Below are 26753 nucleotides of genomic sequence, written 5' to 3' on the forward strand. Positions count from 1 at the left end.
TCAGACCCCCAGTACCGAGAAAAAGATCGAGAACATGGCATCCAGCGCGATCACCAAGAAGATCGCCTGGACCACGGACGCGGTGGTTCTTTGCCCAACACTTTGTGCCGATCCTTTGACCTGTAAGGCCTGCCAACAGGCGATGATACCGATGACCAGCGCAAAGAAAGGTGCCTTGATCATACCGATGGCAAATTGCCAGATGCCGGTGTTTTCCTTGAGGCGGGTCACGAACATTCCGGGGCTGACTCCAAGGTCGATCCAGCTCATAAGACCGCCGCCAATCAAGGCGGCGATATCGGCGATGAACCCTAGGATTGGCAGCATGATCAGCAACGCCACAACGCGTGGAATGACCAGAACCTCGATCGGATCCAGGCCCAGCGTCCGCATGGCATCTATTTCTTCTTGCACCTTCATCGAGCCGATGGAAGCTGTAAAGGCTGATCCCGAGCGACCCGCAACAATGATTGCCGTCAACAAAATGCCCAGCTCACGCAGCACAGAGATCGAGATCAATTCGACCACGAATATCTCGGCCCCGAACTGCTTGAGCTGCGTGGCCCCCTGAAATGCTAGTACAACGCCGATCAGAAAACCCATAAGGGCAATGATCGGAATCGCTTTCAATCCGGTTTCTTCCATCTGCGATACCAGCGCAGCCCGCCGCAGACGCCGCGGCATCAAGATTGTGCGGACCAGCCGGTGTAGCGTCAGGCCCAGAAACTCAAGCAACGACAAGCTGTCTTTCCAGCCACCGACTGTGCGCTCGCCGACACGTGCCACCCAATCCAGAAAATCTGGCTTTCCGGGATCAGGGGCGGGTTCGTCCGGCATGTTGCGAGAAACCGTTTCGATCAGCGCAGAATGCGCGGCGGTTGCACCGTGCAGCTCGACTTGCCCGCCGCTGGACTTCACCTTGCGGACAAGGCTGGCAATCAGCCAAGCCCCGCCAGTGTCGAGTGCCTTAACGCCTGTCAAATCAACTGTGACCGTTCCGCCGTTGGGATGGAAATTCGCGAATTCACGCTCAACCATATCCAGAGACTGGGTGTGAAGATCACCCGATATCTGCAGGTGAACCTGATCCGTATCCAGGTCAGTTGTGAATGTAGGCGGGGTCATGGGGGTATCTGATGTGAATCTGCATGGTGCTGCAACGGGTTTTTGTCACGCTTCAAGTAATTAGCCATCAGGCGATGCAAGATGGCATTCATCGCAAGAATGATGGTGTGAGCTTGCAAAAGGCTTGTTTCGGCAACCAGTAGTGTTATTCTTTGCGCAGGTTTTTTGTTTGGTTATTATGGTTGTGTTCAATGTCTGATCATCACGCGAAGGTAGAAGTCGAAATCGGGTCCGAACGGGGCTTTGGTTACGTCTTCACCGCTGTCTTCTTAATTATCGCTCTTTGGCCCTTGTGGGGCGGAGGGTCGGTGCGCCTGATCCCAATGGTTATCGCCGGGGTTATTCTGGCTTTGACAGTTTTTGCACCCGCCACTCTGAAGGTGCCGAACCGGCTTTGGTTCAAACTCGGCATGCTTTTGGGTGCGATTGTGGCCCCAATCGTCATGTTTTTGGTGTTTGTCACTACGTTTGTCCCGTTTGGGCTGGTTACGCGCCTGTTGGGAAAAGACCTGCTGTCACAGAAACTGGACAGTTCCTCAGATAGCTACTGGATTGTTCGTGAAGAGCAGCCCGGCAGCATGAAACAGCAATTTTAACAAGGGAGTACCAGGCGTGACATTCGTATCCGAGCTCTGGTCATTTATGAAAGTCAGAAAGAAATTCTGGCTGTTGCCCATTCTGATCGTTTTGGGTGTGTTTGGTGGATTGATCGTGTTGAGCCAAGGCTCGGCGATTGCACCTTTCGTCTACACGTTGTTCTGATCACATGGCATACATTTTAGGTATTTCGGCGCTGTATCACGACAGCGCAGCGGCGTTGCTTTGCGACGGCAAGATCGTTGCGGCCGCGCAGGAAGAGCGTTTTACACGGCGCAAACACGACCCCGGATTTCCGGTAGAAGCCATCAATTACGTGCTGGCCGAATCGGGGGTTGCGCTTGAAGACGTCGACAATGTGGTTTTCTACGACAAACCGTTTCTAAAATTCGAACGGTTGATCGAGACTTACATTGCGGTGGCGCCACGCGGGTTCAATTCATTCCGCATGGCAATGCCGGTCTGGCTGCGAGAGAAGCTGTTTCTCAAGGATCTGCTTGCAAAGCAGCTTCGCAAAATCGACCCGGAATTCGATCTCGAAAAACTGCTGTTCGCCGAGCACCACATCAGTCACGCGGCCAGTGCGTTCTATCCTTCGCCCTTCGAAGACGCGGTCGTGCTGACTGTCGATGGAGTCGGAGAATGGGCAACCACCACCGTGGGTATTGGTCGCGGTAACGAACTGACCATGGTGAAAGAGCTGCATTTCCCGCATTCGCTGGGTCTGCTGTATTCTGCATTCACCTATTACACCGGGTTCAAGGTGAATTCTGGTGAATACAAGGTCATGGGCTTGGCGCCCTATGGCGACCCCAAATACAAGGATCTGATCCTTGAGCATCTTGTCGACCTGAAAGAGGACGGTTCGTTCCGCCTGAACCAGAAGTATTTCAATTATACAGCTGGTCTGACCATGACGAGCAAAGCGATGGAAGAGCTGTTCGATCAACCGGTTCGAAAAGCCGAAACCGACCAGCTGACGCAGTTCCACATGGATATTGCCGCCTCGGTTCAGGCCGTGACCGAAGAGATCATGCTGCGGATCACTCGGGACCTGGCGAAAGAGCATGGTATACGCAACCTCTGCATGGCCGGAGGCGTTGCTCTGAACTGTGTCGCGAATGGCAAAATCCTTCGCGATGGCGCCTTCGACAATGTTTGGGTGCAGCCCGCAGCGGGTGATGCGGGCGGGGCGCTGGGTGCTGCCTATGCGGCCTGGCATCAAGAGCTAGCGCAGCCGCGGCAAGTGATCTCCGGTGACCAGATGCTGGGGGCCTATCTTGGTCCGCGTTATGAAGATGACGACATAGCGCAAGAACTGGCGGCGGCCGGTGCGAAGTTTTCCACCTATGAAAATGGTGAGTTGATTGACCAGACGGCGCAGGCGCTGGCTGACGGTAAGGCCGTTGGTTGGTTCCAGGGGCGGATGGAATTCGGGCCGCGTGCGTTGGGTGCCCGCTCCATTCTGGGCGATCCACGGTCAGCTTCGATGCAGAAAACGCTGAACCTGAAGGTCAAGTATCGCGAAAGCTTCCGCCCATTTGCCCCATCTGTTCTGCGCGAAGACGTAGCCGATTGGTTCGAACTGGATGGCGATAGCCCTTACATGTTGATCGTGGCGGATGTGCAGGAAAAAATCCGGCGCAAGATGACCGAGGAAGAAGACGCTCTGTTCGGGATTGAAAAGCTGAACGTCAAACGATCTGACATTCCTGCTGTGACCCATGTTGATTATTCTGCCCGTATCCAGACAGTCCACCAAGAGACCAACCCAGCCTATCACGCGCTGATTTCAAAGTTCAAAGAACTGACCGGATGCTCTTTGGTGGTGAACACTTCATTCAATGTGCGCGGCGAACCGATTGTGTGCACGCCCACCGATGCGTTCCGGTGTTTCATGGGAACGGATATCGAGGTCCTGTCCATCGGGAACTGCCTGTTGCGTAAGGAAGATCAGGATCCCGCACTTAGGGAGAATTACGAGACAAAATACGAGCTGGACTAATCTGTTGCGCAAGCGGCGGAACCGCGACACAGTCTGCCCCTGAGACCTATTTGGTGGAATCGGGGGCAGGGAATGCGGCAGCGCGGAAATGTCTTGTTTGTCGTGATTGACCAGCTTCGGGCAGATTGTCTGACCGGCGCGCTGGCCGAGCATGTCAATTTGCCTAATCTGCGCGCTTTTATGGACGAGGCCGTAACGTTTCAGCGCCATTTCTCGGTTACTAACCCTTGTGGCCCGTCGCGTGCGTCCATCCTGACCGGGCAATATGCGATGAATCATAGATCGGTTCGCAATGGAACGCCTTTGCGGCACGACACGCCAAACATCGCAACCGAGATGCGTAAGGCGGGATATCTGCCCTTGCTCTACGGGTATACCGACACCTCGGCTGACCCACGGGTTTACGATGCCAATGACCCGATCCTGAAATCTTACGAACGTCCCATGGAGGGGTTTGAAGAGGTCGTGGAAATGCGGCTTGAAGAATCTTATCCCTGGCGCGCCGACTTGCTGAAAAAAGGTTACAGGTTCGACACATACTGGGATCTGCACAAACCTGTTTCAACCTCAGGTGAGCCGTCCAAATTGAACGACCCGGCGGTGTACCGCGCCGAAGACAGCGACACCGCCTTTTTGACCAACGCTTTTCTGGACAGTATCGCGGCCTTCGGCGACCAAAGCTGGTTTGCGCATCTGACCTATATCCGGCCTCATCCTCCTTTGGTCGCTCCCGCTCCCTATAACGATATGTACGATCCCGTCGCGTTGCCGGGGCCAGTTGGTCATGTCAGCCCAGAAGATGAACAGGCAATACACCCGTTTTTTGGGCCAACGATGGCTCGGTATTCGGCTTCGGATTTCGTTTTGGGTTTTGATGAGGTGCAACCCTCCACGGCCAATATTCAGGCGCTGCGCTCTGTTTATCTGGGCCTTGCAACAGAGGTCGATTATCATATCGGCCGCGTTGTCCAGTTTCTCAAGGACAGCAATCAATATGATGAGACATTGATCGTAATCACAGCTGACCACGGTGAAATGCTGGGTGATCGACATAGCTGGGGTAAGATGACAGTCTATGACGCAGCTTATCACACGCCTTTACTGATCCGGATGCCAGGCAATCAGGCGCAGGCCGGAGCCGTGGTGACGGCACCGACCGAGTCGATTGACATCACGCCAACCATTTTGGATTGGGTGGGCCAGAGTATCCCGAATTCTATGGATGGGCGGTCTTTGATGCCGTTTCTGCAGGGGCAGGGACCCAAGGATTGGCGAAGCTTTTCTTTCAGCGAGCTTGACTTTGCCGAGCCGGAAAATCCAACCCTTTGGCAACAGGAATTGGGAACGGGCAGTAGCGATTCATGCCTGTCCATCTTGCGTGACGAACGGTTTACGCTGGTCGAGTTTGCGGCAAACCTGCCACCGCTTTTGTTTGACCACCTGCGTCGCGGCGAAATGGAAAACGTGGCGTGCAACCCGGAATACGCAACAGACCTGGCCAGGTTGGGGCGCGAGATGCTGCGGCACCGTATGCGAAATATGGACCATACGCTTTCCCTGCATTCCATCACCAAAGAGGGGCCAAAATCCAAGCTCAGGCATTAGTCGGGAATGTTGCCCTGTCTCTGCTACACCTGCGATCAATCTGATGTTACGCATAGCTTCAGAGAGGGGGCAGATTGAACATCACAGATAACCAGATAAAGGCAATGACGACAGCTGGGCTGAATCTGATCGGACAGGCGTTGTCGATCTACGACAGTCAGTTGCGGCTGGTGCTTTGCAACCGGCCTTTTCAGGTGATGTTCGACCTTCCGGATGATCTGGTCCGGCCGGGTGCGTTGTTCCGTGACACAATACATTTTCTGGCGAGCATCGGCGAGTATGGCCATGATGAGGATGTCGAGGACATCGTCGCACATAGGGTCAGTCAAGCCCTCACATTTGAACCGCACTATATTGAGCGCGTCAGGGCGAATGGGCAGGTGATCTCGGTCGAGGGTGCACCGCTGCCCAACGGCGGATGGGTAACGGTCTATACCGACATCACGGATACCAAACAGGCCGAAGCGCTATTGCGGGCGCGTTCCGAAGAATTGTCGGACGAATTGTTGACCCGGGCCGAGGAATTGGCAGCGACCAACAGAAAGCTAGCGTCGACCATTTCGGCTTTGGAAGAGGCAAAACGTCAGTTAACCGAAATCGAAGCCCGTACCCGGATGACAACCGAAATGATGCCAGCGCATATTGCGCATCTGGATGCCGATGGGCGGTACGATTATTCCAATCGCAAGCTCAGTTCGGTTTTGCCCGGCCGTCCCTCTGAAATTCTTGGGATGCATATTTCTGACGCTTTGGGACCGGCCGCATTTGCGCGGATCGAACAGAACCTGAACCGTGCCTACGACGGGGAAGCCACGGTATTTGAATTCACAGAGGGTCAGGATTCACGTCGAATCCGTGTTTCGTTCACGCCCGACAGCGAAGGCGGTGTCTATGTGATGTCAGTCGACATCACTGAAGAAACGCAAGCCCGTGTGGCCCTGCAACAAACACGCCGCCGGGAAATGGCGGCGCAAATGACAAGCGGTCTTGCGCATGATTTCTCAAACTTGCTGACAATTATACTGGGGATGCAGGCCAAGCTTGATAAAATGGACCTGCCGGAAGGCGCACAAAAGCTGGTGGCCGCCACGCGCCAGACTGCTAAACGCGGCGGGCAGTTGCTGAACCGCATAGCAGGCATGACCGGCAACCGAACGCCGCAACCCAAAGCCACGGATATGCGTGCTCTGCTCGAGGATTTGCGTATTCTCGCCACGCCGTCACTGCCGCGTGGCATGGGGCTTTCGGTCGTGAATACATTGCCGGATGTGGCACTTATGTTGGATCAGGGGATGATGCAGGACGCCATCCTGAATCTGGTGCTGAATGCGCGAGATGCGTGCGGAGAAACAGGTCAGATCACGATCAGCGCGCATACGATTGGTGGAACCTGGATCGAGATTTCCGTCTCGGACACAGGGCCGGGCTTTTCGGAAGAAGCGCTTGGAAAAGCACTCAATCCTTTCTTCACCACAAAGGGTGATAAGGGATCGGGTTTGGGTTTGCCCATGGTTTACGATACGGTCAAATTGACCGGCGGAAATCTGAGCCTGCGCAATACACCAAGCGGCGCCATGGTGGTTCTTCGGTTACCATACCGCGCCGCGCCGCCTGCGCTGGAAGGGCTGGTTCTGTTGGTTGAAGACAGTAGCCAACTTCGTCGGAATTTCCGTGACATGCTTGTGGAGATGGGGTTCACCGTGATTGAGGCGACCTCAACCGATGAGGCGCTTTCATTGGTGAACCAGATCGAAGACATTGCATTGATATTGTCCGACATTCGGCTGGAAGGACCAGAGACGGGGCTTGACCTTTTGCAGAAAGTGAACCCTGACTTGCCGTGTATTCTAATGACATCGCTGCCTTATTCCGACCCGCTGCATCGTCAGGCACTGGCTTTGGCACCAGTTCTGCGCAAACCGTTCACACAAGCGCAGCTTACTGCCTTAATCCGAAATGAGGCCGCATGATGAACCAACCGCTGGTAACCATCTTAGATGATGAGCCTGAGATACGTCGTATCCTGACCGACACACTGGAAGAGGCGGGGTTCCGCACTCAAAGTTTTTCCCGTGCTCGTGAATTTGAAGCATCGTTGAAAAGAGTGGTGCCCGATGTGTGTCTGGTCGACCTGTCTTTGCCGGACACAGACGGCTTGGCACTTGTTCATCGCCTGGCTTTGGAACAAGGTGCCGCAGTCATCATTATTTCGGGGCGGGCACAGGTACAGGATCGTGTCACCGGATTGGAGCTTGGTGCGGATGACTACATCACCAAACCCTTTGATCCAGCCGAAGTGGTCGCTCGTATCCGGGCGCGGCTTCGATCATCGCGGGCACCAGCTCCTCAGTCAGAGATCGCAGAATTCAACGGCTGGACCGCGTATTTCGACCGCTACGTTCTTGAAGACGGTTCCGGATCAGAAACGCCGTTCAGCCACGCCGAGGCCGAGGTGTTACGTCTGTTTCTAGATAGTCCTAAACGGTTGATCAGCCGGTCGCAGATGCAAGAAGCGCTCGGGGGAGGCGCGGGCGACAGCTTTGACCGGGCCATGGACGTGCGAATATCCCGATTGCGAACAAAACTGGGCGAGGACCCTAAGAACCCGCGATTGATTAAAACCATCTATGGGGCAGGGTACATCTTTTTGGGCGACGTCGCCTGGCGATGATGATGACGAAGCTGGGTGCATCTGGCATTCGGTGTGAAACGGGCTCATAAGCTGTCGGAACGTAGGGGTGCTAAAGTAGATATTGCGGTCGCCACCCCGTTATTGTCGGTCGCGTGTTGATAATCTTTCGGCAGGCACTGGATTCTCGGTACAGTCAGGCATAACTAACACAACCGCGCGGTTCTTTGGCTAAGGCTAACTTGGGTTGAAACGTGATCAGATATCGAATTCGAAAAGGTTTTGGAGCGTAAAATGATCAAAGAGACCTTAGCGAACTGGCGATCCAGCCATCTCGGTCGACTTTTGAGTGAAAGTCTTCGGAAGCAGGGTTGGTTGTACGGTGTTGCCATGGTGGCGATGATTGTCGTCGCAGCAACAACTGCGGGAACCGCATGGATGATGGAGAACATCGTCAATGCGATGACCACGCCTGAGATGAAGTCGCAAGTCTACCTGATTGCCGCAGCGGTCGTCGGCTTGTTTTTGAGTAAGGCTGTCGCCTCTTATATCCAGTCGATCTTTCTGGCGCGTGCGGGCAACCGGATCATCGCGGTGCAACAGGAAAGGCTTTACAATAAGCTGCTGAAACGCGGTGTTGGTTTCTTTGCTGAAACAGAATCGTCCAACCTTCTTATGCGCGTAACTCATGGCGCTCAGGCCGCGCGGCGGCTTATCGACGTCATGGTGACCAGCTTCGTTCGTGATGCCCTGACATTGGTCGGCCTCATCTTCGTGATGATTTACCAGGAACCTGTATTGTCAATTCTGTTCTTCTTTGTGGGTCCCGTTGCGCTTTTGAGTGTGCGTTACATCCTCAAAGGTGTGCGGTCGATCATGCAGTCAGAAATGAAGGCGCTGTCTGAAATCATCAAGGTTCTGCAGGAAACATCTGCGGGCATTCGGGTCATCAAGGTCTTTGCTTTGGAAGACAACATGACTGACCGTATGAATGGGGCGATCAGGTCGGTTGAAAAACGGGCGAACTCAATTTCCAGATTGCAGTCGATTGCCAGCCCGTTGATGGAGCTTCTGGCCGGTGTCGCGATTGCGGGTGTTCTGATCATCAGTACTCTTGGTATTACCGGCAGCGAGCCGACTTCGGCAGGCCAACTGATGTCATTTATCACAGCGCTTCTGATGGCTTATGAACCCGCCAAACGCCTGTCAAAAATGCGGGTCGTGATTGAAACGGCCCTGGTACCAGTGGGGATGATGTTCGAGCTGCTCGATCAGGAAGACCCGATGGTCGAAAGCGTGAACCCTGAAAAGCTGAAATCCGGCCCGGGTGAAATCCGTCTAAACAACGTGACGTTCGGCTATCAGGGTGAGCAAAAAGTAATCCGAGATATGAACCTGACCTTCGAGGCAGGCAAGACGACAGCTCTGGTGGGTCAGTCCGGTGGTGGCAAGTCCACGATTTTTGGGTTGATCATGCGGTTTTATGATCCCGATCAGGGCAAGGTCGAAATCGATGGCCAAAACCTTGTCGATGTAAGTTTTGCCTCTTTGCGCCGGAAGATCTCCTATGTGGGCCAAGACACGTTCCTGTTCTCGACAACCGTGATGGAGAACCTTCGTTTTGCGCGACCTGGTGCCACCGATGAAGAGGTGATTGAGGCCGCAAAGGCTGCCCATGCTGATGTGTTCATCTCACAACTGCCAAATGGGTACGATACGCAGGTAGGCGAAAACGGCGCGTTTCTTTCTGGAGGTCAAAAACAGCGTTTGGCGATCGCGCGGGCAATTCTACGCAATGCCGAGATTTTGCTTTTGGATGAAGCCACCAGTGCTTTGGATGCGGAATCTGAGGCGCTTGTTAAGGCTGCGCTGGACAAGTTGACCGAGAATGTAACAACCATTGTAATCGCACACCGGCTTTCAACTGTGCTTCAGGCAGATACCATTATGGTTGTTCAAGACGGTGAAGTTATCGAACAAGGCAACCTTGATGCGCTAATCGAACATAACGGGACGTTCCGCCAACTGTTTGACCAGCAATTCAAGCTTCCGGGATCCTAAGCTCAGTCCGAATGGGCGGGGCCCCACATAGATTCTGAACGGCATCGAGAAGTAATGGGCGTTGGCCCGGTCAATTACTACTCACGAAGAGCCTGATCTTTGACTTTGACAATCGGCTGCAGCAGGTAGTCCAAAACGGTTTTCTTGCCCGCAAGAATATCCACCTCGGCAATCATGCCGGGAATAATTTCAACCGCTACTCCGTTCCCATCCAACATCGAGTGGTTGGTCCGGATTTCCACGACAAAAACTTCTTCGTCGTCCCGCTCAGATCGCGTCACGGTATCAGCCCCGATACGGATAATTTGCCCGTCCAAGGCCCCGTATCGAGCAAAATCATAGGCAGTAATCTTGATCCGAACCAACTGTTCAGGGTGCAGAAATGCGATGTCTTCGGGGCGGACATAGGCTTCGACCAACAAAGACTCATCCAGCGGTACAATTTCGATCAGTTCCTCACCGCTCCGTGCCATACCGCCTATGGTCGTGCGGTGAATGCGATTTACGATGCCGCGTACCGGCGACCTGATTTGTGCCTGTTCCGCTCTGTTTCGTAAGGCTGGCAGTGATGGTTCCAGAGTAGCCAGTTCCGCAGTTGCCAATGCAAGTTCGGTCAAAGCCGCACTTCGAAACCTGCTTTGTGTCGCCCGAACCCGATCATCAATTTCCTCCAATCCTGTCTTCAGACGGTTGGTAGCGGCTTCAGCCCTGGTCCGGCGGCCTTGCCACTCAGCCTCGCTGCGTCGCAATGACAATAGTGTCGTGGCGGGTTCCATCTGCTGTTCTACTAGGGGGGTAATGATTGCCCGTTCCTCGGCCAGAACTTTCAAAGTCTCGGACGCGGTCACCGTATCGACAAGCCCTTCTTCGTATTCTCTTAACCGTTGTTCCCGTTGGCTCATCAGAATTGAGATTTCTGCCTGCAACTCTGATCGCCGGCCTTGAAACAGAGCTGTCTCAGACTGAACAACAGTCGGCGCACCTTGGACCAGGATCGTATCAAATGTCAGCTCGGTCCCGTCTATCTCAGCTTGCAGGCGCTGAGATCGGGCTCTCAAGCCATATGCACGCTGTTCCTCTTGGCTGAGCTTGCTGTCGATTTGGGTGGTATCGAACTCCATCAGCAACTTCCCCTTTTCAACAACCTCGCCTTCTCGGACATTCAATGACCGCAGAATGCCGGACTCCGTAGCTTCAATCATCTGAACATCCGCCGACGGCACGATGCGGCCTTCTACACGGGTGACATCATCAAGTTCAGTGAAATGGGCCCAAAACGCTGCAGCCGCCAAGAAAGTCAGGATTACCAAGAGAAGCAATGAACTCCTGACCGGTGACCCGCCTCGCATTTCCCGGGCAAGCGAGGCTAGGTCATGATGCTGCGACATTCAGATGCCTCCGTTGCTTTCCGGAATGCTGTGACAGTATGCTTTTTGGTCCATCTACCCGTACTTTGCCGCCCTCTATGACGATAACCCTATCGACAAGTTCCAATAGGCTGGTTCGATGGGTTACGATCAGCATAGTTGTGTCGGGGGTCGCCTTTTTGAGCCGCTGAATGACCTCAGCTTCGGTTTTGACGTCCATGGCACTTGTTGGCTCGTCGAGAAGAAGAACCGGAGGTTTACCAATCAGGGCTCTGGCCAAGGCGATGGCCTGCCGTTGTCCCCCTGACAATCCCTCACCGCGCTCTTCCAGATTTTGGTCATAGCCTCCGGGATGGCGAGCGACAAAATCCTCGACCCCAGCGACTTGGCCCGCCCAAATCAGATCCTCATCCCTTGGCCTGATTGCGCCGCTTTTGATATTGTCGCGGATTGACCCGGAAAACAGCCAAATATCTTGCAGAACAGAGCCGATATTGCGCCGCAAATCACCTGGATCAATTTGTCTGATATCGACCCCATCCAATTGAACAGACCCGGCGTCTGGATCGTACAAGCCGAGCATTAGCCGCGCGACCGTGCTTTTCCCCGAGCCGATCGGACCGAGGATTGCAACCTTTTCTCCGGGCGAGATGGTGAATGAAACACCGGACAAGACGTTGTCGTGTTTTTCGGGATAAGCAAACTGGATATTTTCGAAGGTTAATCTCCCTTCAAAGCGATCGCGACTGATCCAGCTCCGCCCTTCGGGGCGTTCACTGTCGGCCTGCATTAAGGCATTAAGGTTTTGATAGGCATTTCGGGCCTGATTAACCCGTGTCAGGGTCTGTGCCAGTTGCCCAAGTGGCGCAAGAGCCCGCCCGGTCAACATGACCGAAGCAACAAGCGCGCCCATGCTTGCCTGACCATCCATCACAAGAAAAACACCGTAGAAAACGATAAGGACCTGGGCGGCCTGTTGGGTAAATCCGGTCAGATTCAAGGCAAATTGAGTCACTGCCCTGCTGCGCGCGCCATGTGATGACTGAAGCTGTATGGCAGCCTCCCACCGCGACCTCATGGGCCGGGCCGCCGCTGTCGTTTTTATGGTCTCCAACCCGGATACAGTTTCGACCAGAACCGATTGCTTGGATTGACCATCGGTGAAGCTTTTCTCGGCAAGGCGAGAAAGTATAGGTTGCACGATGATGCCTGCTAGCAAAACGACAGGCACAGCCAGAGCTGGAACAAGTGCAAGTGGGCCACCGACCAAGTAAATGACAAAGACAAACAATGCTATGAAGGGTAGATCCACGACTGCCACCAAGGTGGCGGATGTGAAAAACTCACGGAGTGTTTCAAATTCACGAATGGTGCTGGCCATGGCTCCTGTCGAACCTGTGCGCGCCTTCATGCGAATGTTGAGGACCTGGTCAAAGACTCTACGGCCCATCGAAATATCTGCTTTCTGGCCAGACCGATCTATGAATCCTGCCCGCAGAAGTTTGAGCACGAAATCAAAAAGCAGCGCGATCCCAACACCTGCTGTCAAAGCAATCAGAGATTCTGTGGCTTCGTTTGGCAAAACACGGTCATAGACGACCATGATAAAGACCGAGGTAGATAGACCAAGCAGATTTGCCAACGCCGCCGCAAGCGCAACCTGAGTGTAAGACCAACGATTTGCCGTCATGGCGGACCAAAACCAGTGGCCCGAAGCAGAACTGGACCCCGTGGCTAAATCCTCACGGTGATTGCGCCGCAGCAGGATCGCAAACCCTGTATAGACATCTGATAGATCGGTTTGCTGAATTTCACCTATTTCCGAACCAACCTCTGGATCATAGATCAGAACCCGACCATTTGAGGTTCGGCCATGAAACACAACGGATCTTCCCCCTTCAAGAATCAACAACGCAGGAACCAAAGTGTTGTCAAAAGCTGACAAAGCCCTTCTTCCGTATCCCGCCTGGACCCCAACACGCCGTGCCAGTTCCAATGAATCGCGGATTGTAAGCTCTCCGTTCGAGCCTGTTTGGGCCGAGAGAATCCCTGCAAAAGTGATTGGACAGTCAAGATGGGCCGCAGCGTGCATCAGGCATTTTTCAAAGCACGATAACTCGGGCGTTGCGAAGGCAGGTGTCAGTTGTTTCATTGAGAACCCTCAACGGAACTGATTGAAATGCCAAAGAGATCCAGGATGTCACCAGTCAAACTAAGGATTGCGTAGTCTGTCAGGAAATAGTTCTGTTCGGCTAGGATAAGTCTTTCCTGCGCATTCACATAGTCGCGCTGTGCGTCAAGGATTTCGATCAGACTGCGTCGTCCGATTGTGAATTGCGCGCGCGCCGCTGCAACACTGTCAGCATTCGCCTGCGCAGCTATTCGCGCCTCTTTAAGCCGTTGTGCTCCAGCAATTTGGTCAGCGCGAATTGTGTCCAGCTCTCTTTGTATTTCTCGCGTTAGGGATTGATGAACGAATTCCGCTTCGCGAACTTTGGCTTCAGCCGAGGTGATGGTGGCACGGCGCTGTCCAGTAGAGTCCAGCTCATAATTGAAGGACAGGTCGACCCCGAAATTTGCGTCATTACTATCATCGCGATCCGCAAATGCCGAAACATTCACGCCGGGTTGACGGCGTGCCAAAGCGGCAGAACGTTCTGCCTTGGCGGCAAGCAGGGCCGCTTCCGAACGTCGAATCTGCAGGCTTCCCGTTACGATACTATGATCCGATTGTGAGATCGTCGGCGCTTTGACTGGGGGTTGAAGATCACCTGACGGGCTGCCAAAAACTTCACGAAACCGGGCATCTGCGAGGTCCACTCTGGCTTTTGCATCCGCCAGTCGCGTCCGTGCATCGGCCATCCGCGACCGCGCTGTCAATACATCGGCGTTCGAACCAGCGCCTAATGCAGCCCTCTCGGAAATTTGTTGAACGAGCTGTTGGTGGACTTCCACATTTTTCACCGAAATATCCAGGATTTTCCGTAAATCCAAGACCACTATATAGACCTCAATCGCAGCCAGAGCGGTTGCCGAGGCTGTTGATAACTGGCCGCCGCGACTTTCAAAAACCCGTGCTTTTGCAGCAGTCAAATCACCGGATGCGGCCCCCCCGTCATAAACGAGCTGTGAGATCCGCAGATAAGGGGTCACGTCGGCTGTGTCCGAGTCTACCCGCTCGGATCTGGCGTTGATTCCAAGTGAAACCTGCGGAAGAAAGGCCCCTTTTGCCGCGTCGTGATTGGCTACCGCCACATCCAGCGCGGACATAGATCGCGCGAGGTTGGGGCTGGTCTCGACAGCGTGCCGTACGCGCTTGCCAAAGGAACTGGTGGTCAGTTTCTGAGATGGTTCATGTGTGCGGAAACCCACGGCCCCGGTTGAAAAAGAAGCCTCGACACCGGCAATGTCAGGTGGTTGGGTACAGGCCGATACTATGCTGAAAGAGAGAGCAGAAATCAGAAAACTCAAAAAGCGACCGCATGTGGGCATTTGTCATTCACACTTCATTAGGACCAGATTACGTCATCGGTTTGGGCTTGGGCGAATGCATTCATGAAACCGGTAAGTTCTGAATTTTCGGTGTATTTTACAGATGCACCGGCCTGGGAAATCTGCTTTTGCGCCTGAAAAAGCCATCTGAGATTGGATAATGAAGCCTGATGGCCATAGATCAGGCGTAAGCCTTTTGTTTCGACCAGTTCCAATTTGCGTTTTGCCGATAGCTGTTCCAGGCGTGCAGAGTTGATTTGCAACCAGTTATGTGCAGAGCCGAATTCCAAATTACCGCTCAGGGGCTCAAACAGCCCAAAGGCGTCTATCATTTTGCAAATTTCGGTTGTTCTAATCTGAGAGGTTGCGCGCGCTTTCAAGAAGTTTTGAACTTCTTTCAATTCAGTGCCGAGCGTATCCGGAGTTGAAAAAAAGGGATTGTCAGAGCACTCTTCGGTCAACAGGCCTGAACCTTCATCTACCACCAGCTGAAAGGTGCTGCCGTTATCCATTCGGCGGCACGAAAAGGGGTGGCTGCGCAGTTCGGACGGAATATAGCTGGCCAGCCAACGCCCTTCTGTTGAAACAAATGGCGAGGGTTCACCAGCAAGAAGTGAATATACAGCAATCGGTTCAATTTCTGGGCCGGTCCTGCGAAACACAATCGGAAAAGTGGCTGCAATCTGGAGCACCTCTTCTTCCACGATCACGCTCTCGGTGCGTTCAGCTGCAAAGTCATAAGATGTGAAACGCTTCCAATACTGATGACTGTGACGGTTGAAATTGATTGGAACTAGGCCATTCTGTGCCATGGCAACCTCTTGAATATCGAGAATACTGCCACCCGTGCAGGGTGGCAGTGTAGTCGAGCGTCAGGCACTGGCCCCGGTTGGATCGGTATGCAGAATATTGTCAGCAGTAAGCCCGCTGAGGTCATCCAACCCGGTGAAATGGGCCACCGTTTCGACTGTCGCCGCATCGGATGCGGAATAGTCGACCTTGACTAGCACACTGTCAGTTCCATCCGTAGCCAGGACATAGATCTCGTCACCTGCTTTGGCGCCGGTAAGGCTTTCGACCGCGGTCTCGATGGTTTGAGCAGTCAGATCGCTCAGCTCTGTCGTCAAACCAACCACTCCGGTGTCCGCGCCTAGTGCATCCCCTACTGAAAGCGTTTCCACACCTGTTCCGTCGCCGCGCAGGCTGTCGACATCCAATCCACTGAACATGATCGCATCAGCGGTGTCAGTCGCGGGTCCAGTCGTGAAGCCAGTGATCGTATCAACGCCATTTGCTGTTGGGTCCGGCTCGAACACGACAATGTCCCGACCAGCACCTGAGACATCCACTGTGTCATCGCCGTCCTGGCCACGAATGACGTTGTCGATGTTGGTTGCAATCAATGTGTCGTCGCCTGACGTCCCGATCTGCAGCACCGATGGACCACCATCCGGAGTCGTCAACGTCAGAACAATCGGTTCAGAGGCATCTAGAACTGTCATCGTGAATGTGACGATGGGTTGGGACAGGTCGGAATAGGTGGTCGCCGCGCCAGCAAAACTGACGGCTGATCCACTCACCGGGTTCGTCAGGAACAAATCGAATGCCCCATTCTCGACATCTGATCCGGTGTCAAACGTCACCACTGAGGGATCGAAACCCAGTTCGGCTGTGATCGCCAGACCGCTGGACAGATCCGTATCAGGGTCTGCGTAGATTTCAAATGTGACTGTTGATCCACTTTGTCCGGCTTCAGTGATCACATAGGCTGCAGGTTCATGGGCCGTGTTTTCATCCGTAACTGGCAAAGGATCAGGGCCACCTGCCACAGATACCTCTGCGCCAAAGTCCAGATCATCCCCCGCCTCGACTGATGCAAAGGTCGCAACACTTACCAACAGTGTCCAGGTTCCGTCGGCACCGACCGTAGCGGTTCCGACTGACATGGAATTCAACGTCACATCTACAGCCTCGCCTGCGGCAAGGCCTATTGACGTGCCAGAGACAACGACTCCTGAATTTTGGGCGTCATTCAATGAAACGGCACCGTTTGTTCCGGTGTCATTGATTGTCAGGACAGGCCGGAAATCCGTGGCTAACGGGGTGGCGGCGGCGGTAGAGATGTTGCCGGCGGAATCCGTAACCGTCGCTGAAACCTGGAAGGTTGTGCTGTCTGCCAACGCTCCCAAGTCACCGGACGGAACGATTGCTGACCAGGTGCCACTTGAGGCGGTGCCTGTATAGGACTGCCCGTTCAGTGTGACTGTAACCATTTCCCCATCGGCGGCATCCGTAGTCCCGGTGATCGTCAGGTCACTATCTTTTTCGGATACATCCAGCTCTGACCCGACCGAAAGAGGGTCGATGGTGACCGCTGGTGCTGTATAGTCTGTGTCAAAACTGGTTGATGTCGCTGTTGTGTTCCCAGCCGCATCCGAAGCAGATGCCTCGACATCGTAGGTTTCGCTATCCTGAAGTCCGGCCAAATCCGCGGCTGAGGCGGTATAGGTCCAGGACCCGCCCGTTACGGTCGCCGTGCCGGTGACGTCAACTGTGCCGTCCTGCCGAACGATTTCTACGGTCACAACCGTGCCATCTGCCGTATCAGAGGTTCCGGACACTGTAAGGTCGGTTCCTTGTTCCGCGGCGTTCATGACAGCCCCATCCGACAACCCGGTGATAGAGACCGCCGGTGCTGTGAAATCCGTTGTGAAACTGCCGCTGGCCTGCAGGGCAGGGTTTCCAGCCGCGTCCGAGACATCTGCGGTAACATTGACGGTTGCTGCATCGGACAGGGCAGCAAGATCTATCGCCGGGACGGTCGCCGACCAGGTACCGCCAGAGGCGGTTGCGGTGTAGTCCTGCCCATTCATGGAAACGGTTACGGTTTGACCATCCTCAGCGTTCGTTGTTCCAGAGATTGTCAGATCAGTGCCCTGTTCGGCTGCATTCATGACAGCGCCGTCGGAAAAGTTGTCGATGCTTACAGTCGGCGCGGTGGCATCTTTCGAAAGCGGGACACTTGCCTGCGGTGCAGATAGGCCGTCTGTGTCAAGCACATCCGCCGTGATCGTGAAATCGCCCCCATCTGCCAGCGATGCAAGATCGCTTGCAGGGACGGTGACGCTCCAACTGCCGCCGCTGACTGAACCGGTGTAGGTTTGTCCATCCAGGGTGACTGTCACCACCTGGCCGTCCTGAACATTTCCTGTTGTGCCACTGATGGTCAAGTCGGAGGCGGTTTCGGCAGCGTTGATGACCGCGCCAACTGACAATGGCGCGATATTCACCGAGGGTCCCGTCAGATCGACCGGAACCGAGGCGGTGACCGGTACCGATGGGTTTCCTGCCACATCATCTACGACAACACTTACCGTGGCCGGAATTCCGGTGGAAAGCGAGCCGAGGTCGCCGCTGGGTATGGTGACACTCCAAGTACCGCCTGACACGGTGCCGGTATATGCTTGGCCATCGAACGTCACAGTGACCGTCTGACCGTCTGTGGCGGACGTTGACCCGGACACAACCAGATCAGAGCTAATGTCCCCCAGGCCGATCGAGCCGCCAGAGACCGGATCAAGCGTGATCGTTGGAGCGCTAAAGTCTGTGTCAAAGCTTGCGCTTGTCTGTACCGCCGGATTACCCGCGCGGTCGTCGACATCGGCAGTCACTGAAACGGTCACCCCGTCAGGCAGGGCGGCCAGGTCTGTGGCTGGCACGGTAACACTCCAGTGGCCGCCGCCATTCACTGTCCCAGTATAAGTCTGCCCGTTTACAGATACCGTTACTGTTTGACCTCTCTCGGCGTCAGAAGTGCCCGAGATTGTAAGATCAGTCGCTTGCTCGGCGGCATTCAGAATGGCCCCGACCGAAAAGCCCGTAATGCTGACCGTCGGTGGAAGAGTGTCCACATCAAATCTTACCGTTTCGACCGATACTTCCTCACCCGCTCCATCCAGGTTGCGAACGGTGATTGTTGTCACACCTTGAGGAAGGCTAGCCGCCTCAACCGCCGTAAGGGAAATACTCCAACTGCCATCTGGATTGGGCGTTGCCGTCTTGGTCAGTGACCCGATTGTCACCTCGACCGTTGTGGTTCCGGTCGGTGCCATCAGGTTTGCGCTGGCGCTGTTCAATGCGTTCGCTTGCAGACCAGCAAGGTTCAGGCTCTGGAAATTTGGAGCGGGCGCCGGAGCCTCGTCATCTCCACCGCCGCCGCCACCACCTCCCCCTGCTGCGGCTGCACCCGCCAGACCAAGGCCCCCCAAAACAGCACCGGCGCCGCTAACGCCGCCAGCAGCTGCTGCGGCTCCCCCGGCTTCGGCGGCCAGTGCGAATTGCGCGATTTCCGCCGCCGCATCTTCGGCAATCATGATGGAGCCGCCATCCAGGATATGAACATTCTCTGCCGAGACCAAAATCGTGCGCCCATCTTCCAATTTGAGGAGAACATCGCCATTTGCCAGCAGCTTTGCGCTGTTAACGCCGGGAATCGCATCAGCGAATTGGAAGGTGTCCAGTTCTTCGGTCGTGGCCTGTGCCAACGCAGGAAGGGCAAGCAAGGCCGAACTTAGACTGCCTGCGATACCGCGCCCGACCCAGCGACGCATTTTGTTGCCGATCCACTTGCGTATCTGTTGCCGCTGACCCGCATCGGGCCGGGTACTTGCAGGATTGCGTGTCATATCAGGTGTTTTGGTCATCTTGCCCTCACATGCTGTTTCCGCGCTGAAATCATGGGCAGGGACGTTTTGTTCATGTGTGTTGCCCATCGGATGTTCATGCGGTCGGACCAGAAAAAATTGTGTTAAACTGAAACCGAACTCCTCGTTTTCACCACAATCCCGCTTCGGTATTGGACCGGGCATCAGTTCATCCTGTTCAAGAGCCAGATTTTGGCGTGGGGTGATTTGGTATGATGCTTCAGTTAGGCGGAGTAGTTGCAACAGGGAGCGCAGCGCTCGATTCAGGTATCGGCGATACGGCTTTAGAAACGTTTAACGGGGAAACGTATCTGTACAGCCTGACCGGACAGGGAGGGGGCATTGTCGTATGGCACCTCGTCGAAGGTGCGGTTCCCCAGCAGCAAGATATAGAATATTTCAGCGGTACAATCTCGGGCACCGTTGGACGTTCCGGGGAAATGGTTTCTCTGTTGGGGGGCGATCACATCGTTCTGGATGTCAGGTCCGCAGCCGGCCTTGTCAGCTACGAAATCCTTCCAGACGGATCTATCGGAGAATTACAGGAAACCGGGACCCTGAGCGGTGGGGGTGGCTATTCGGCCTTAGTGCAGGTTTCCTTTGGATCGGTCGACATTCTGGCCGTGGCGCAAGAGGGCAGCGGGTTGATTTCGACCTATACGGTCGGCTCAGACGGCTCTTTGACCTTTGCAGGGGCCGTTGCAGGTCAGGCCGACTCGATCCAGACCGCTCAGTCCGGGTCGGATCAATTTGTCGTCGCAACCGACGACACCAGCAATTCGATAACGACCTATTTGGTGGACAGCAGCGCGGCAACCTTGAGCCTCGCAGATTCCGGCGATGGGGTCTCGACCTTGGGCATTGGCGCCCCAACGGCCGTCGAAATTGTGCAGGCGCATGGCCATTCCTGGGTCATCGTTGCTGGCAGCGAAAGCAACACGATCAGCGTCATGGAGCTGTCTGGTGATGGCCGGTTGATACCCACCGATCACGTGCTGGATACACTGAATACCCGCTTTGAATCGGCTCAGGACCTGGCCGTGGTCGAAGTGAATGGTCAGGTGTTTGTCGTGGCCGGGGGAGGCGATGATGGGGTGACACTGTTTACCCTGACACCGGATGGTCAACTGGTCTATCTGGACAGTTTTGCCGATACGTTGAGCACCGGGCTGCAAAATGTCGAATCGCTCAGCGTGGCCCATGTCGGGGACGAAATTCAGATCTTTGCCGCCTCACAAGAAGAGGCGGGGTTAACGCAGCTTACTTTTTCGGTCGCTGACCTGGGTATCGCCGCGGACGGTTATGGGACAGTCACTGGCACCGCGCAGAACGATATGCTCAGTGGCAGCATCCTTGATGCCACTCTACTTGGCGGCGGCGGCGATGACATCCTGATTGCGGGGATTGGGGCCACTATGATGACCGGCGGTTCCGGGTCTGATATCTTTGTGATGCAGACCGGAACCGCGATGACAACGATTACCGATTTTGAAGTCGGATCGGACAGGCTGGATCTGTTTGACTATCCATTCCTGCGCTCACCTGGACAGCTCACTTTTACGTCCACCGCGCAAGGTGCGCAGATCGAGTATCTGGATAATGTGGTTCAGGTGTTTTCGGCGTCAGGTGCTCCGCTGACCAGTTCAGATGTCTTTGGCGCCGGATTTGGCGGGCCAGACCATATTCCGTTGGATTTGAACGGTTTGGGCGGGCTCGACCCGGACAGTTCGGCAGGCATTCAAGGGAATATTACCATTGATTCACAAGCTGCAAATCCCGGTCTGTCAAACGCTGAAATACGTTTCACCCCGGACGGAGGCGGCACGGTTAATGTCCAAGCCGACGATGAAGGGAGGTTCGATCTGGATCTGCCTTCGGGCACATTTATCGGTGAACTGGATATCATAAAGTCCTATTCGGCTGGGACCGGCGAGATCACGGCCTTGGACGCATTGCAGGTCTTGCGGCTTTCAGTGGGACTGGACCCGACATGGGGGCAGGCAGCACCGGAAGACCTAATTGCAGCCGATATCAATCAAGATGGCCTCATCAACGCTCTGGATGCGCTGGCTATCTTGCAGATCGCCGTCGGATTGCCCACAGCGCATGAGGCAGAGTGGGTGTTTCTGGACGCAGACGCTGATTTGTCGGGGATCACAAGTTCAAACGTGACCTACGAAACCGGTGTCGATGTCGTCGCGGTAGACGGAGTGATCACGACTGACATGACTTCGATCCTGTTGGGCAATCTCGAAGCGGTTTAAAGACGACGGAATCTATTCCCGGAAGGCCCTGTTAAAGTAATCGGCCATCGGTTTTATCAGATATGAAAACGGGGATCGCTCGTCCGTCTTGATCATCGCTTCGACTGGCATGCCGGGTACAAGGCGTTGCCCGTTCAGGCGCTCGATCTGGTTGGCATCAGGTAACATTTCAGCGCGATAAAATGTGTGTCCGGTGTTCTCATCAGTGAACGTATCGGCAGAAATCGTGACAACATGCCCTTCGATTTCGGGGGTTTCGCGTTGGTTGAAGGCGGGAAATCGCAGGAGGGCGGGCTGCCCAATATACACTTGGTCCACATGAATCGCATCTACGCGAGCGGCAATCAGCAGAGGAATTTCCTGTGGTACGACATACATCATCGGTTCTGCCGGCTGTACAACCGAATGCAGTGCAAATACCTGGCTTCCATAGACTGTACCGGAAACCGGCGCTCTAATATCCAGCCGCGATAGACGAACAGCCAGCGAGAGCCTGCGTTCAGACAGTTCCGCGATTTTCGATTGCGCATCGCGTAGGGCGGTGATTGCTTCTTCGCGGCGTGTCGCCTGCAGTTCTACAATCTTGATCTCGGTTGCCGCGATTTGGCCTTTGAGCCGCGCGGCAGCCGCTTCGAGCCTGCCTATTTCACCTGTCAGGCTGGCTTCTTCGCGTTGCAAGGCGGATACCCGACTGGCTTGTGTCAGGCCGCGTTGAAGCAGGCTTTGCTGGTCCTGCAGCTCCTCCTGTATCAGATCGACCTGACGGCGCAGCGAGACCAGTTGCGCCAAGGTGCCCTCGATCTCGCTTTCTATCTGAATGCGTTGCTTGCTCAACTGCTGAGTCTGCTGATTTAGGGTATTCAGACGTGCCTCGAACAGGCGTTGCTGGCCGGCGATCAGCTCAGGGTCAATGTCTTCTTGTTTCTGTACGTCGTTCAGCGCGGATGTCAAAACAGTCAGATCAGTGCCATCGCGTTCGGCCTGAAGCCGCGCCTTTCGGACGAGTAATTCAAACAGCTGCGCCTCAACGATGGTCTTTTCCGAGGTCAGAAACGTGTCATCCAGACGTAACAGAATGTCGCCGCCGGTGACGGAATCACCGTCGCGCACAAAAATCTCGCCGACCACGCCACCGTCTGGATGCTCGACTACCTGGCGGTTGCTTTGAACTTCGATGACGCCCTGCGATACAATGGCGCCTGCCAGCCTGGTCTGCACCGCCCAAAAGCCCAACCCGCCGATTAAAATAGCCAGTGCGAGAAACCCGACCAGAGCAGGAAATGTAATGCGCCAAACAGGGCGCGTGTTATTATGATTGGGCTTTTGCATTACTCACCCACCCGTGCCAGACCCTTTTTGATCGCATTTGCGTTCTGAACCATGGCGCTTAGCACCTCGTCGCGGCTGCCGGATTTCACAACCTGCCCATTTTCAACAACTGCAAGATCGTCGCATTCGGAAATGGCCTGCGGCCGGTGCGTCATGATGATGGCTGATTTACCCGCGGCCTTCAGTTCTCGGATCGCGGTGTTCAATGCCTCAGTGCCATCAGCATCCAGAGCCGAGTTCGGCTCGTCCAGGATCAGTAGGACAGGATCTCCATACAAAGCGCGCGCCAGAGCAATACGTTGCTTTTGGCCACCCGACAGTTGACTGTCATTGCCTTCCAGAAACGTGTCGTACCCCTTTTCCAATGTCAGGATCAGGTCATGAGCCTTGGCTTTCTTGGCTGCAGCGATGACCGCTTCCGAATCCGGGTTTTGGGACATCCGGGCGATGTTTTCGGTCACTGTTCCGTTGAACAAAGTGACTTCCTGCGGCAGATAGCCGATGTGTTGGCCCAAATCATCAGTCCCGTATTGATCCAGTGTAGCGCCTCCAAGCCTGATTTCGCCAACGGCCGGTTTCCACAATCCTAACAGGGCCTTGGCAAGCGTGGATTTTCCTGACCCGCTTTTGCCGATCACGCCCAAAGCTTTGCCCGGTTCTAGTTTCAGTGAAACGTTCCTGAGTGTCGGTAAATCGGCGCCGGGTGGTACAACGGTCAGTCCTTTGGCGATCAGGCGCGCATCTGGTACAGGCAATTTGGTCCGGTCCGGCTCGGGCGGGGTGGTGTCCAGGAATCGGTTCAGTGAAATCCACGCAGATCGCGCACGCTCCACCAATGCCCATTGGCCCACCGCCTGCTCGACCGGGGCCAATGCGCGCCCAAGCAGGATGGACCCTGCAATCATTGCCCCAGGGGACAGTTCGTTTCTTAAAACCAGCAAAGCTCCCAATGCCAGCATGGCAGATTGCAAGAACAGCCGCATCGACTTGGTTAATGAGGTAAAGCTTCCGGTCCAATCGCTGGCCGAGATGGTCTGTCTCAGCGCATCGGTCCTCTGGGTCAGCCAGCGTTGCGAGATGTCGTGCTGCATTCCTTGCGAGCGGACAACTTCTGCGGCTTGTCTGGCATGTTCCGAGAATGAGCCTGCCCGCGCCGAGGCCTGCTGTGCAGCGGCAACCTTTCTATGAGTGAGCGCCTGATTAAGCAGAGCGATGACAATCAGGATCGCGCCACCCGCAACCGCAAGCCATCCAAGCATCGGGTGGAATAGGAAGATTGCTGCCAGAAAAACCGGTGTCCAGGGGATATCCATTACGGCCAGCAAAACAGGTGAGGAACACAGGTTCTGGATTGCCTCAAGGTCGCGCAAGGCAGTGGCTGGGGCTGCACGGGCCTGCGGAACAAGAGATTTTCGCAGCGTTGCCTCGAACACCCGCTCGTCCAGTTGCGACTGGAACCTCGCTCCGAACCGCGCAACGATACGTCCTCGCGCAAAATCCAGCATGGCCATAAGGCTATATAATAGAGCGACAATCAGAAACAGCGCCGTGAGGGTTTCAACCGCCCGAGAGGCAAGGACCCGGTCATAAACCTGCAGCATGAATAAAGGCCCCGTCAGCATCAGCAGGTTGACAAAGATGCTGAACAGGAAGGCCAGTGCCAGAAATGACAGCCCCTTGTTGCGCACCTTGCGCAACTCATGTCTGGCAGGCAGGGACCTGGGAATTTCAGAGCTCACGTTGTTAGCCTTGGGTTACTGTTCGATACGGGCATTTGCGCCTTAATTTCTTGCACATTAGCCTTTGGTAAGCCTAATGCAAATGTGCGACTTACCGGTTCAGGGAAATGGGCTGATATGTCAACATGATCACCACAGTCTCAAGCGGGTTTCTGCCAGACTGGGGCGATGGATCGCAAGGTGCTAACCGCTGCACTCAGATGAGCAACTTACGATCTGTAGGAAAGCAAAAACTGACGAACCTGAATCCGGCGTCAGCCTGAATTCTATTGATGCAGGTCAATGCGCAGCGCCAGCGAATGGCGTTCATGTAGAACCGTTCAGGTCGCCTCGGGGTCATTCATCCTTAGAAATCTCATATTGAGACTGTATGAAGAGACCGGAAGTTTCGAAACCCAATCTCAGCTCTTTTAGGAGTTTGATGACATGAAGCTCAAGTTTCCAACTGCATATACAATTCTGTTTGCGTTGATAGCACTGGTCGCCATTGCAACCTGGTTTGTTCCCGCTGGCCAATATGACCGCGTCGCTAACGAAGCCCTGGGACGCGATGTTCCGGTACCGGGCAGCTATCAGGTTGTCGAGCCCAATCCGCAGGGGTTCTATGATGTCGTACTGGCCCCTATCGGGGGGTTCTATGACCCTGTCAGTTATGAAGCGCGGGCGATTGATGTTGCACTTTTTGTGCTGGTGATTGGCGGTTTTTTGGGAGTTGTAACGCGAACCGGGGCGATTGACGCCGGGATTGCGCGCGCAATGGTGCGTCTGAAGGGGCGCGAGAAATGGATGATCCCCATCTTGATGGCCTTCTTTGCTGCGGGGGGCACAATCTATGGCATGGCCGAAGAGTCACTGGCTTTTTACGCGCTGATTATCCCAGTGATGATTGCCGCGCGCTATGACGCGGTAGTGGGTGTGGCCATCATCATGCTGGGGGCGGGGGTTGGCACGCTGGGATCGACGATTAACCCGTTTGCCACAGTCATCGCCTCGGATGCGGCGAGGGTGCCCTTCACCAATGGCATAATGCTGCGCTTTGCGCTGTTGCTGGCATGCTGGTTGGCCTGTGTGGTCTTTGTCATGCGATATGCAGCCAAGGTCAAAGCCGATCCGGATCTGTCCATCGTTGCCGACAAGCGCGAAAGCAATGAGGCGCATTTCCTCAAAGGTGGCCGCACGGGCGGTGAAGCTCCGACCTTTACGAGTATGCATGGGCTGATCCTTTTGATCTTTGCGGCCAGCTTTGGCGTGATGATCTGGGGTGTCGCGGCAGGAGGCTGGTGGATGGCCGAGATGTCCGGCCTGTTCATTGTGTCCTCGATAATCGTGGGATTGATCGCACGGATCGGGGAAGAGGAATTCACCTCGACCTTCGTTGACGGTGCCCGGGATTTGCTGGGGGTTGCGCTGGTGATCGGGATCGCGCGCGGGATCGTAGTGGTCATGGACGCAGGAAACATCACCGATACCATTTTGTATTGGGCAGAAGGTGCCGTGGATGGTTTGGGCAAAGTGGCCTTTATCAATGCGATGTTCGCCATGCAGGGGCTGTTGTCCTTCCTCGTCCCGTCTTCCTCGGGCCTGGCGGTTCTGACCATGCCGATCATGGCGCCGCTAGCAGACTTTTCCGGCGTAGAACGGTCTTTGGTCGTGACGGCCTATCAGTCAGCCAGCGGTTTGGTGAACCTGATTAACCCCACCTTTGCGGTGGTCATGGGCGGGCTTGCCCTGGGGCGTGTGCCCTATGAACGCTGGCTCAGGTTCATGTGGCCGCTTTTACTGATCCTGATCATCATCATCATGGCCGGGCTCAGCCTTTCCGCGTTGGCATGAGGTC

17 protein-coding genes are annotated in these 26753 nt (G+C 54.9%); 9 read left to right on the forward strand and 8 right to left on the reverse strand.

The annotated features are described in order from the left end of the window. Positions 1–1125 carry an ABC transporter permease gene (locus AC2FH2_RS07220; protein WP_496823221.1) on the reverse strand — a complete coding sequence of 375 codons (1125 nt, stop codon included), beginning with the start codon at positions 1123–1125 and terminating at the stop codon, positions 1–3. A gap of 191 nt (positions 1126–1316) precedes the next feature. Between AC2FH2_RS07220 and AC2FH2_RS07225 the strand changes: the two genes are divergently transcribed. The 7 genes from AC2FH2_RS07225 to AC2FH2_RS07255 all read left to right on the forward strand — a co-directional run bounded on the left by AC2FH2_RS07225 (position 1317) and on the right by AC2FH2_RS07255 (position 10022). Next, positions 1317–1721 (forward strand): SxtJ family membrane protein, encoded by a 405-nt coding sequence (locus AC2FH2_RS07225; protein WP_281972881.1) that lies wholly within the window; start codon positions 1317–1319, stop codon positions 1719–1721. 16 nt (positions 1722–1737) lie between these two features. Further along, complete coding sequence (locus AC2FH2_RS07230) at positions 1738–1887, forward strand: DUF5989 family protein (protein WP_142636421.1); 150 nt, start codon at positions 1738–1740, stop codon at positions 1885–1887. Positions 1888–1891: 4 nt separating this feature from the next. Further along, complete coding sequence (locus tag AC2FH2_RS07235) at positions 1892–3727, forward strand: carbamoyltransferase family protein (RefSeq protein ID WP_496823222.1); 1836 nt, start codon at positions 1892–1894, stop codon at positions 3725–3727. 72 nt (positions 3728–3799) lie between these two features. Continuing rightward, on the forward strand, positions 3800–5332 hold the full coding sequence (locus AC2FH2_RS07240; protein WP_496823223.1) for a sulfatase-like hydrolase/transferase: 1533 nt from the start codon (positions 3800–3802) through the stop codon (positions 5330–5332). A gap of 104 nt (positions 5333–5436) precedes the next feature. Further along, positions 5437–7302, forward strand: a complete 1866-nt coding sequence (locus AC2FH2_RS07245; protein ID WP_496713599.1) for a PAS-domain containing protein — start codon at positions 5437–5439, stop codon at positions 7300–7302. Then, positions 7302–8003, forward strand: a complete 702-nt coding sequence (locus tag AC2FH2_RS07250) for a response regulator transcription factor (protein ID WP_142636417.1) — start codon at positions 7302–7304, stop codon at positions 8001–8003. Before AC2FH2_RS07245 ends, AC2FH2_RS07250 begins: the two co-directional genes overlap by 1 nt. Before the next feature lie 252 nt (positions 8004–8255). Further along, positions 8256–10022, forward strand: coding sequence for an ABC transporter ATP-binding protein (locus AC2FH2_RS07255; protein WP_496823224.1), 1767 nt, complete (start codon positions 8256–8258; stop codon positions 10020–10022). Between the two features lie 77 nt (positions 10023–10099). Here the strand turns inward: AC2FH2_RS07255 and AC2FH2_RS07260 are convergent, their stop codons facing one another. The 5 genes from AC2FH2_RS07260 to AC2FH2_RS07280 form a co-directional block, all read right to left on the reverse strand. Then, complete coding sequence (locus tag AC2FH2_RS07260; RefSeq protein WP_496823225.1) at positions 10100–11410, reverse strand: HlyD family type I secretion periplasmic adaptor subunit; 1311 nt, start codon at positions 11408–11410, stop codon at positions 10100–10102. Then, positions 11394–13541, reverse strand: a complete 2148-nt coding sequence (locus AC2FH2_RS07265) for a type I secretion system permease/ATPase (protein WP_496823226.1) — start codon at positions 13539–13541, stop codon at positions 11394–11396. The genes AC2FH2_RS07260 and AC2FH2_RS07265 overlap by 17 nt, the downstream gene beginning before the upstream one ends. Further along, the gene (locus tag AC2FH2_RS07270; protein ID WP_496823227.1) at positions 13538–14761 is read right to left on the reverse strand and encodes a TolC family protein; all 1224 of its coding nucleotides are present in this window, start codon (positions 14759–14761) and stop codon (positions 13538–13540) included. The genes AC2FH2_RS07265 and AC2FH2_RS07270 overlap by 4 nt, the downstream gene beginning before the upstream one ends. Positions 14762–14898: 137 nt before the next feature. Then, positions 14899–15693, reverse strand: coding sequence for a SapC family protein (locus tag AC2FH2_RS07275; protein ID WP_142636409.1), 795 nt, complete (start codon positions 15691–15693; stop codon positions 14899–14901). A gap of 60 nt (positions 15694–15753) precedes the next feature. Further along, the gene (locus AC2FH2_RS07280) at positions 15754–19584 is read right to left on the reverse strand and encodes a beta strand repeat-containing protein (RefSeq protein ID WP_496823228.1); all 3831 of its coding nucleotides are present in this window, start codon (positions 19582–19584) and stop codon (positions 15754–15756) included. A 212-nt stretch (positions 19585–19796) separates the two neighbouring features. Here AC2FH2_RS07280 and AC2FH2_RS07285 point away from each other — a divergent pair, with 212 nt between their 5' ends. Beyond that, positions 19797–21848 (forward strand): dockerin type I domain-containing protein, encoded by a 2052-nt coding sequence (locus tag AC2FH2_RS07285; RefSeq protein ID WP_496823229.1) that lies wholly within the window; start codon positions 19797–19799, stop codon positions 21846–21848. A gap of 12 nt (positions 21849–21860) precedes the next feature. Here the strand turns inward: AC2FH2_RS07285 and AC2FH2_RS07290 are convergent, their stop codons facing one another. Beyond that, positions 21861–23177 (reverse strand): HlyD family type I secretion periplasmic adaptor subunit, encoded by a 1317-nt coding sequence (locus tag AC2FH2_RS07290; protein ID WP_496790987.1) that lies wholly within the window; start codon positions 23175–23177, stop codon positions 21861–21863. Then, positions 23177–24916, reverse strand: coding sequence for a type I secretion system permease/ATPase (locus tag AC2FH2_RS07295; protein WP_416383920.1), 1740 nt, complete (start codon positions 24914–24916; stop codon positions 23177–23179). Before AC2FH2_RS07295 ends, AC2FH2_RS07290 begins: the two co-directional genes overlap by 1 nt. 426 nt (positions 24917–25342) lie before the next feature. On the opposite strand from AC2FH2_RS07295, the gene AC2FH2_RS07300 reads away from it, so the two are divergent. Then, on the forward strand, positions 25343–26749 hold the full coding sequence (locus AC2FH2_RS07300) for a YfcC family protein (protein WP_496823230.1): 1407 nt from the start codon (positions 25343–25345) through the stop codon (positions 26747–26749). The last annotated feature ends 4 nt before the right edge of the window (positions 26750–26753 follow it).

The sequence above is a fragment of the Ruegeria sp. YTSA105 genome (assembly GCF_059610225.1).

Bases quoted from the DNA above. Each gene is read 5' to 3' on its own strand.
- AC2FH2_RS07240 (WP_496823223.1), top strand. From the start codon at position 3,800: ATGCGGCAGCGCGGAAATGTCTTGTTTGTCGTGATTGACCAGCTTCGG.
- AC2FH2_RS07275 (WP_142636409.1), bottom strand. From the start codon at position 15,693: ATGGCACAGAATGGCCTAGTTCCAATCAATTTCAACCGTCACAGTCAT.
- AC2FH2_RS07225 (WP_281972881.1), top strand. From the start codon at position 1,317: ATGTCTGATCATCACGCGAAGGTAGAAGTCGAAATCGGGTCCGAACGG.
- AC2FH2_RS07290 (WP_496790987.1), bottom strand. From the start codon at position 23,177: ATGCAAAAGCCCAATCATAATAACACGCGCCCTGTTTGGCGCATTACA.
- AC2FH2_RS07285 (WP_496823229.1), top strand. From the start codon at position 19,797: ATGATGCTTCAGTTAGGCGGAGTAGTTGCAACAGGGAGCGCAGCGCTC.
- AC2FH2_RS07250 (WP_142636417.1), top strand. From the start codon at position 7,302: ATGAACCAACCGCTGGTAACCATCTTAGATGATGAGCCTGAGATACGT.
- AC2FH2_RS07255 (WP_496823224.1), top strand. From the start codon at position 8,256: ATGATCAAAGAGACCTTAGCGAACTGGCGATCCAGCCATCTCGGTCGA.
- AC2FH2_RS07280 (WP_496823228.1), bottom strand. From the start codon at position 19,584: ATGACCAAAACACCTGATATGACACGCAATCCTGCAAGTACCCGGCCC.
- AC2FH2_RS07260 (WP_496823225.1), bottom strand. From the start codon at position 11,410: ATGTCGCAGCATCATGACCTAGCCTCGCTTGCCCGGGAAATGCGAGGC.
- AC2FH2_RS07300 (WP_496823230.1), top strand. From the start codon at position 25,343: ATGAAGCTCAAGTTTCCAACTGCATATACAATTCTGTTTGCGTTGATA.
- AC2FH2_RS07220 (WP_496823221.1), bottom strand. From the start codon at position 1,125: ATGACCCCGCCTACATTCACAACTGACCTGGATACGGATCAGGTTCAC.
- AC2FH2_RS07245 (WP_496713599.1), top strand. From the start codon at position 5,437: ATGACGACAGCTGGGCTGAATCTGATCGGACAGGCGTTGTCGATCTAC.
- AC2FH2_RS07265 (WP_496823226.1), bottom strand. From the start codon at position 13,541: ATGAAACAACTGACACCTGCCTTCGCAACGCCCGAGTTATCGTGCTTT.
- AC2FH2_RS07235 (WP_496823222.1), top strand. From the start codon at position 1,892: ATGGCATACATTTTAGGTATTTCGGCGCTGTATCACGACAGCGCAGCG.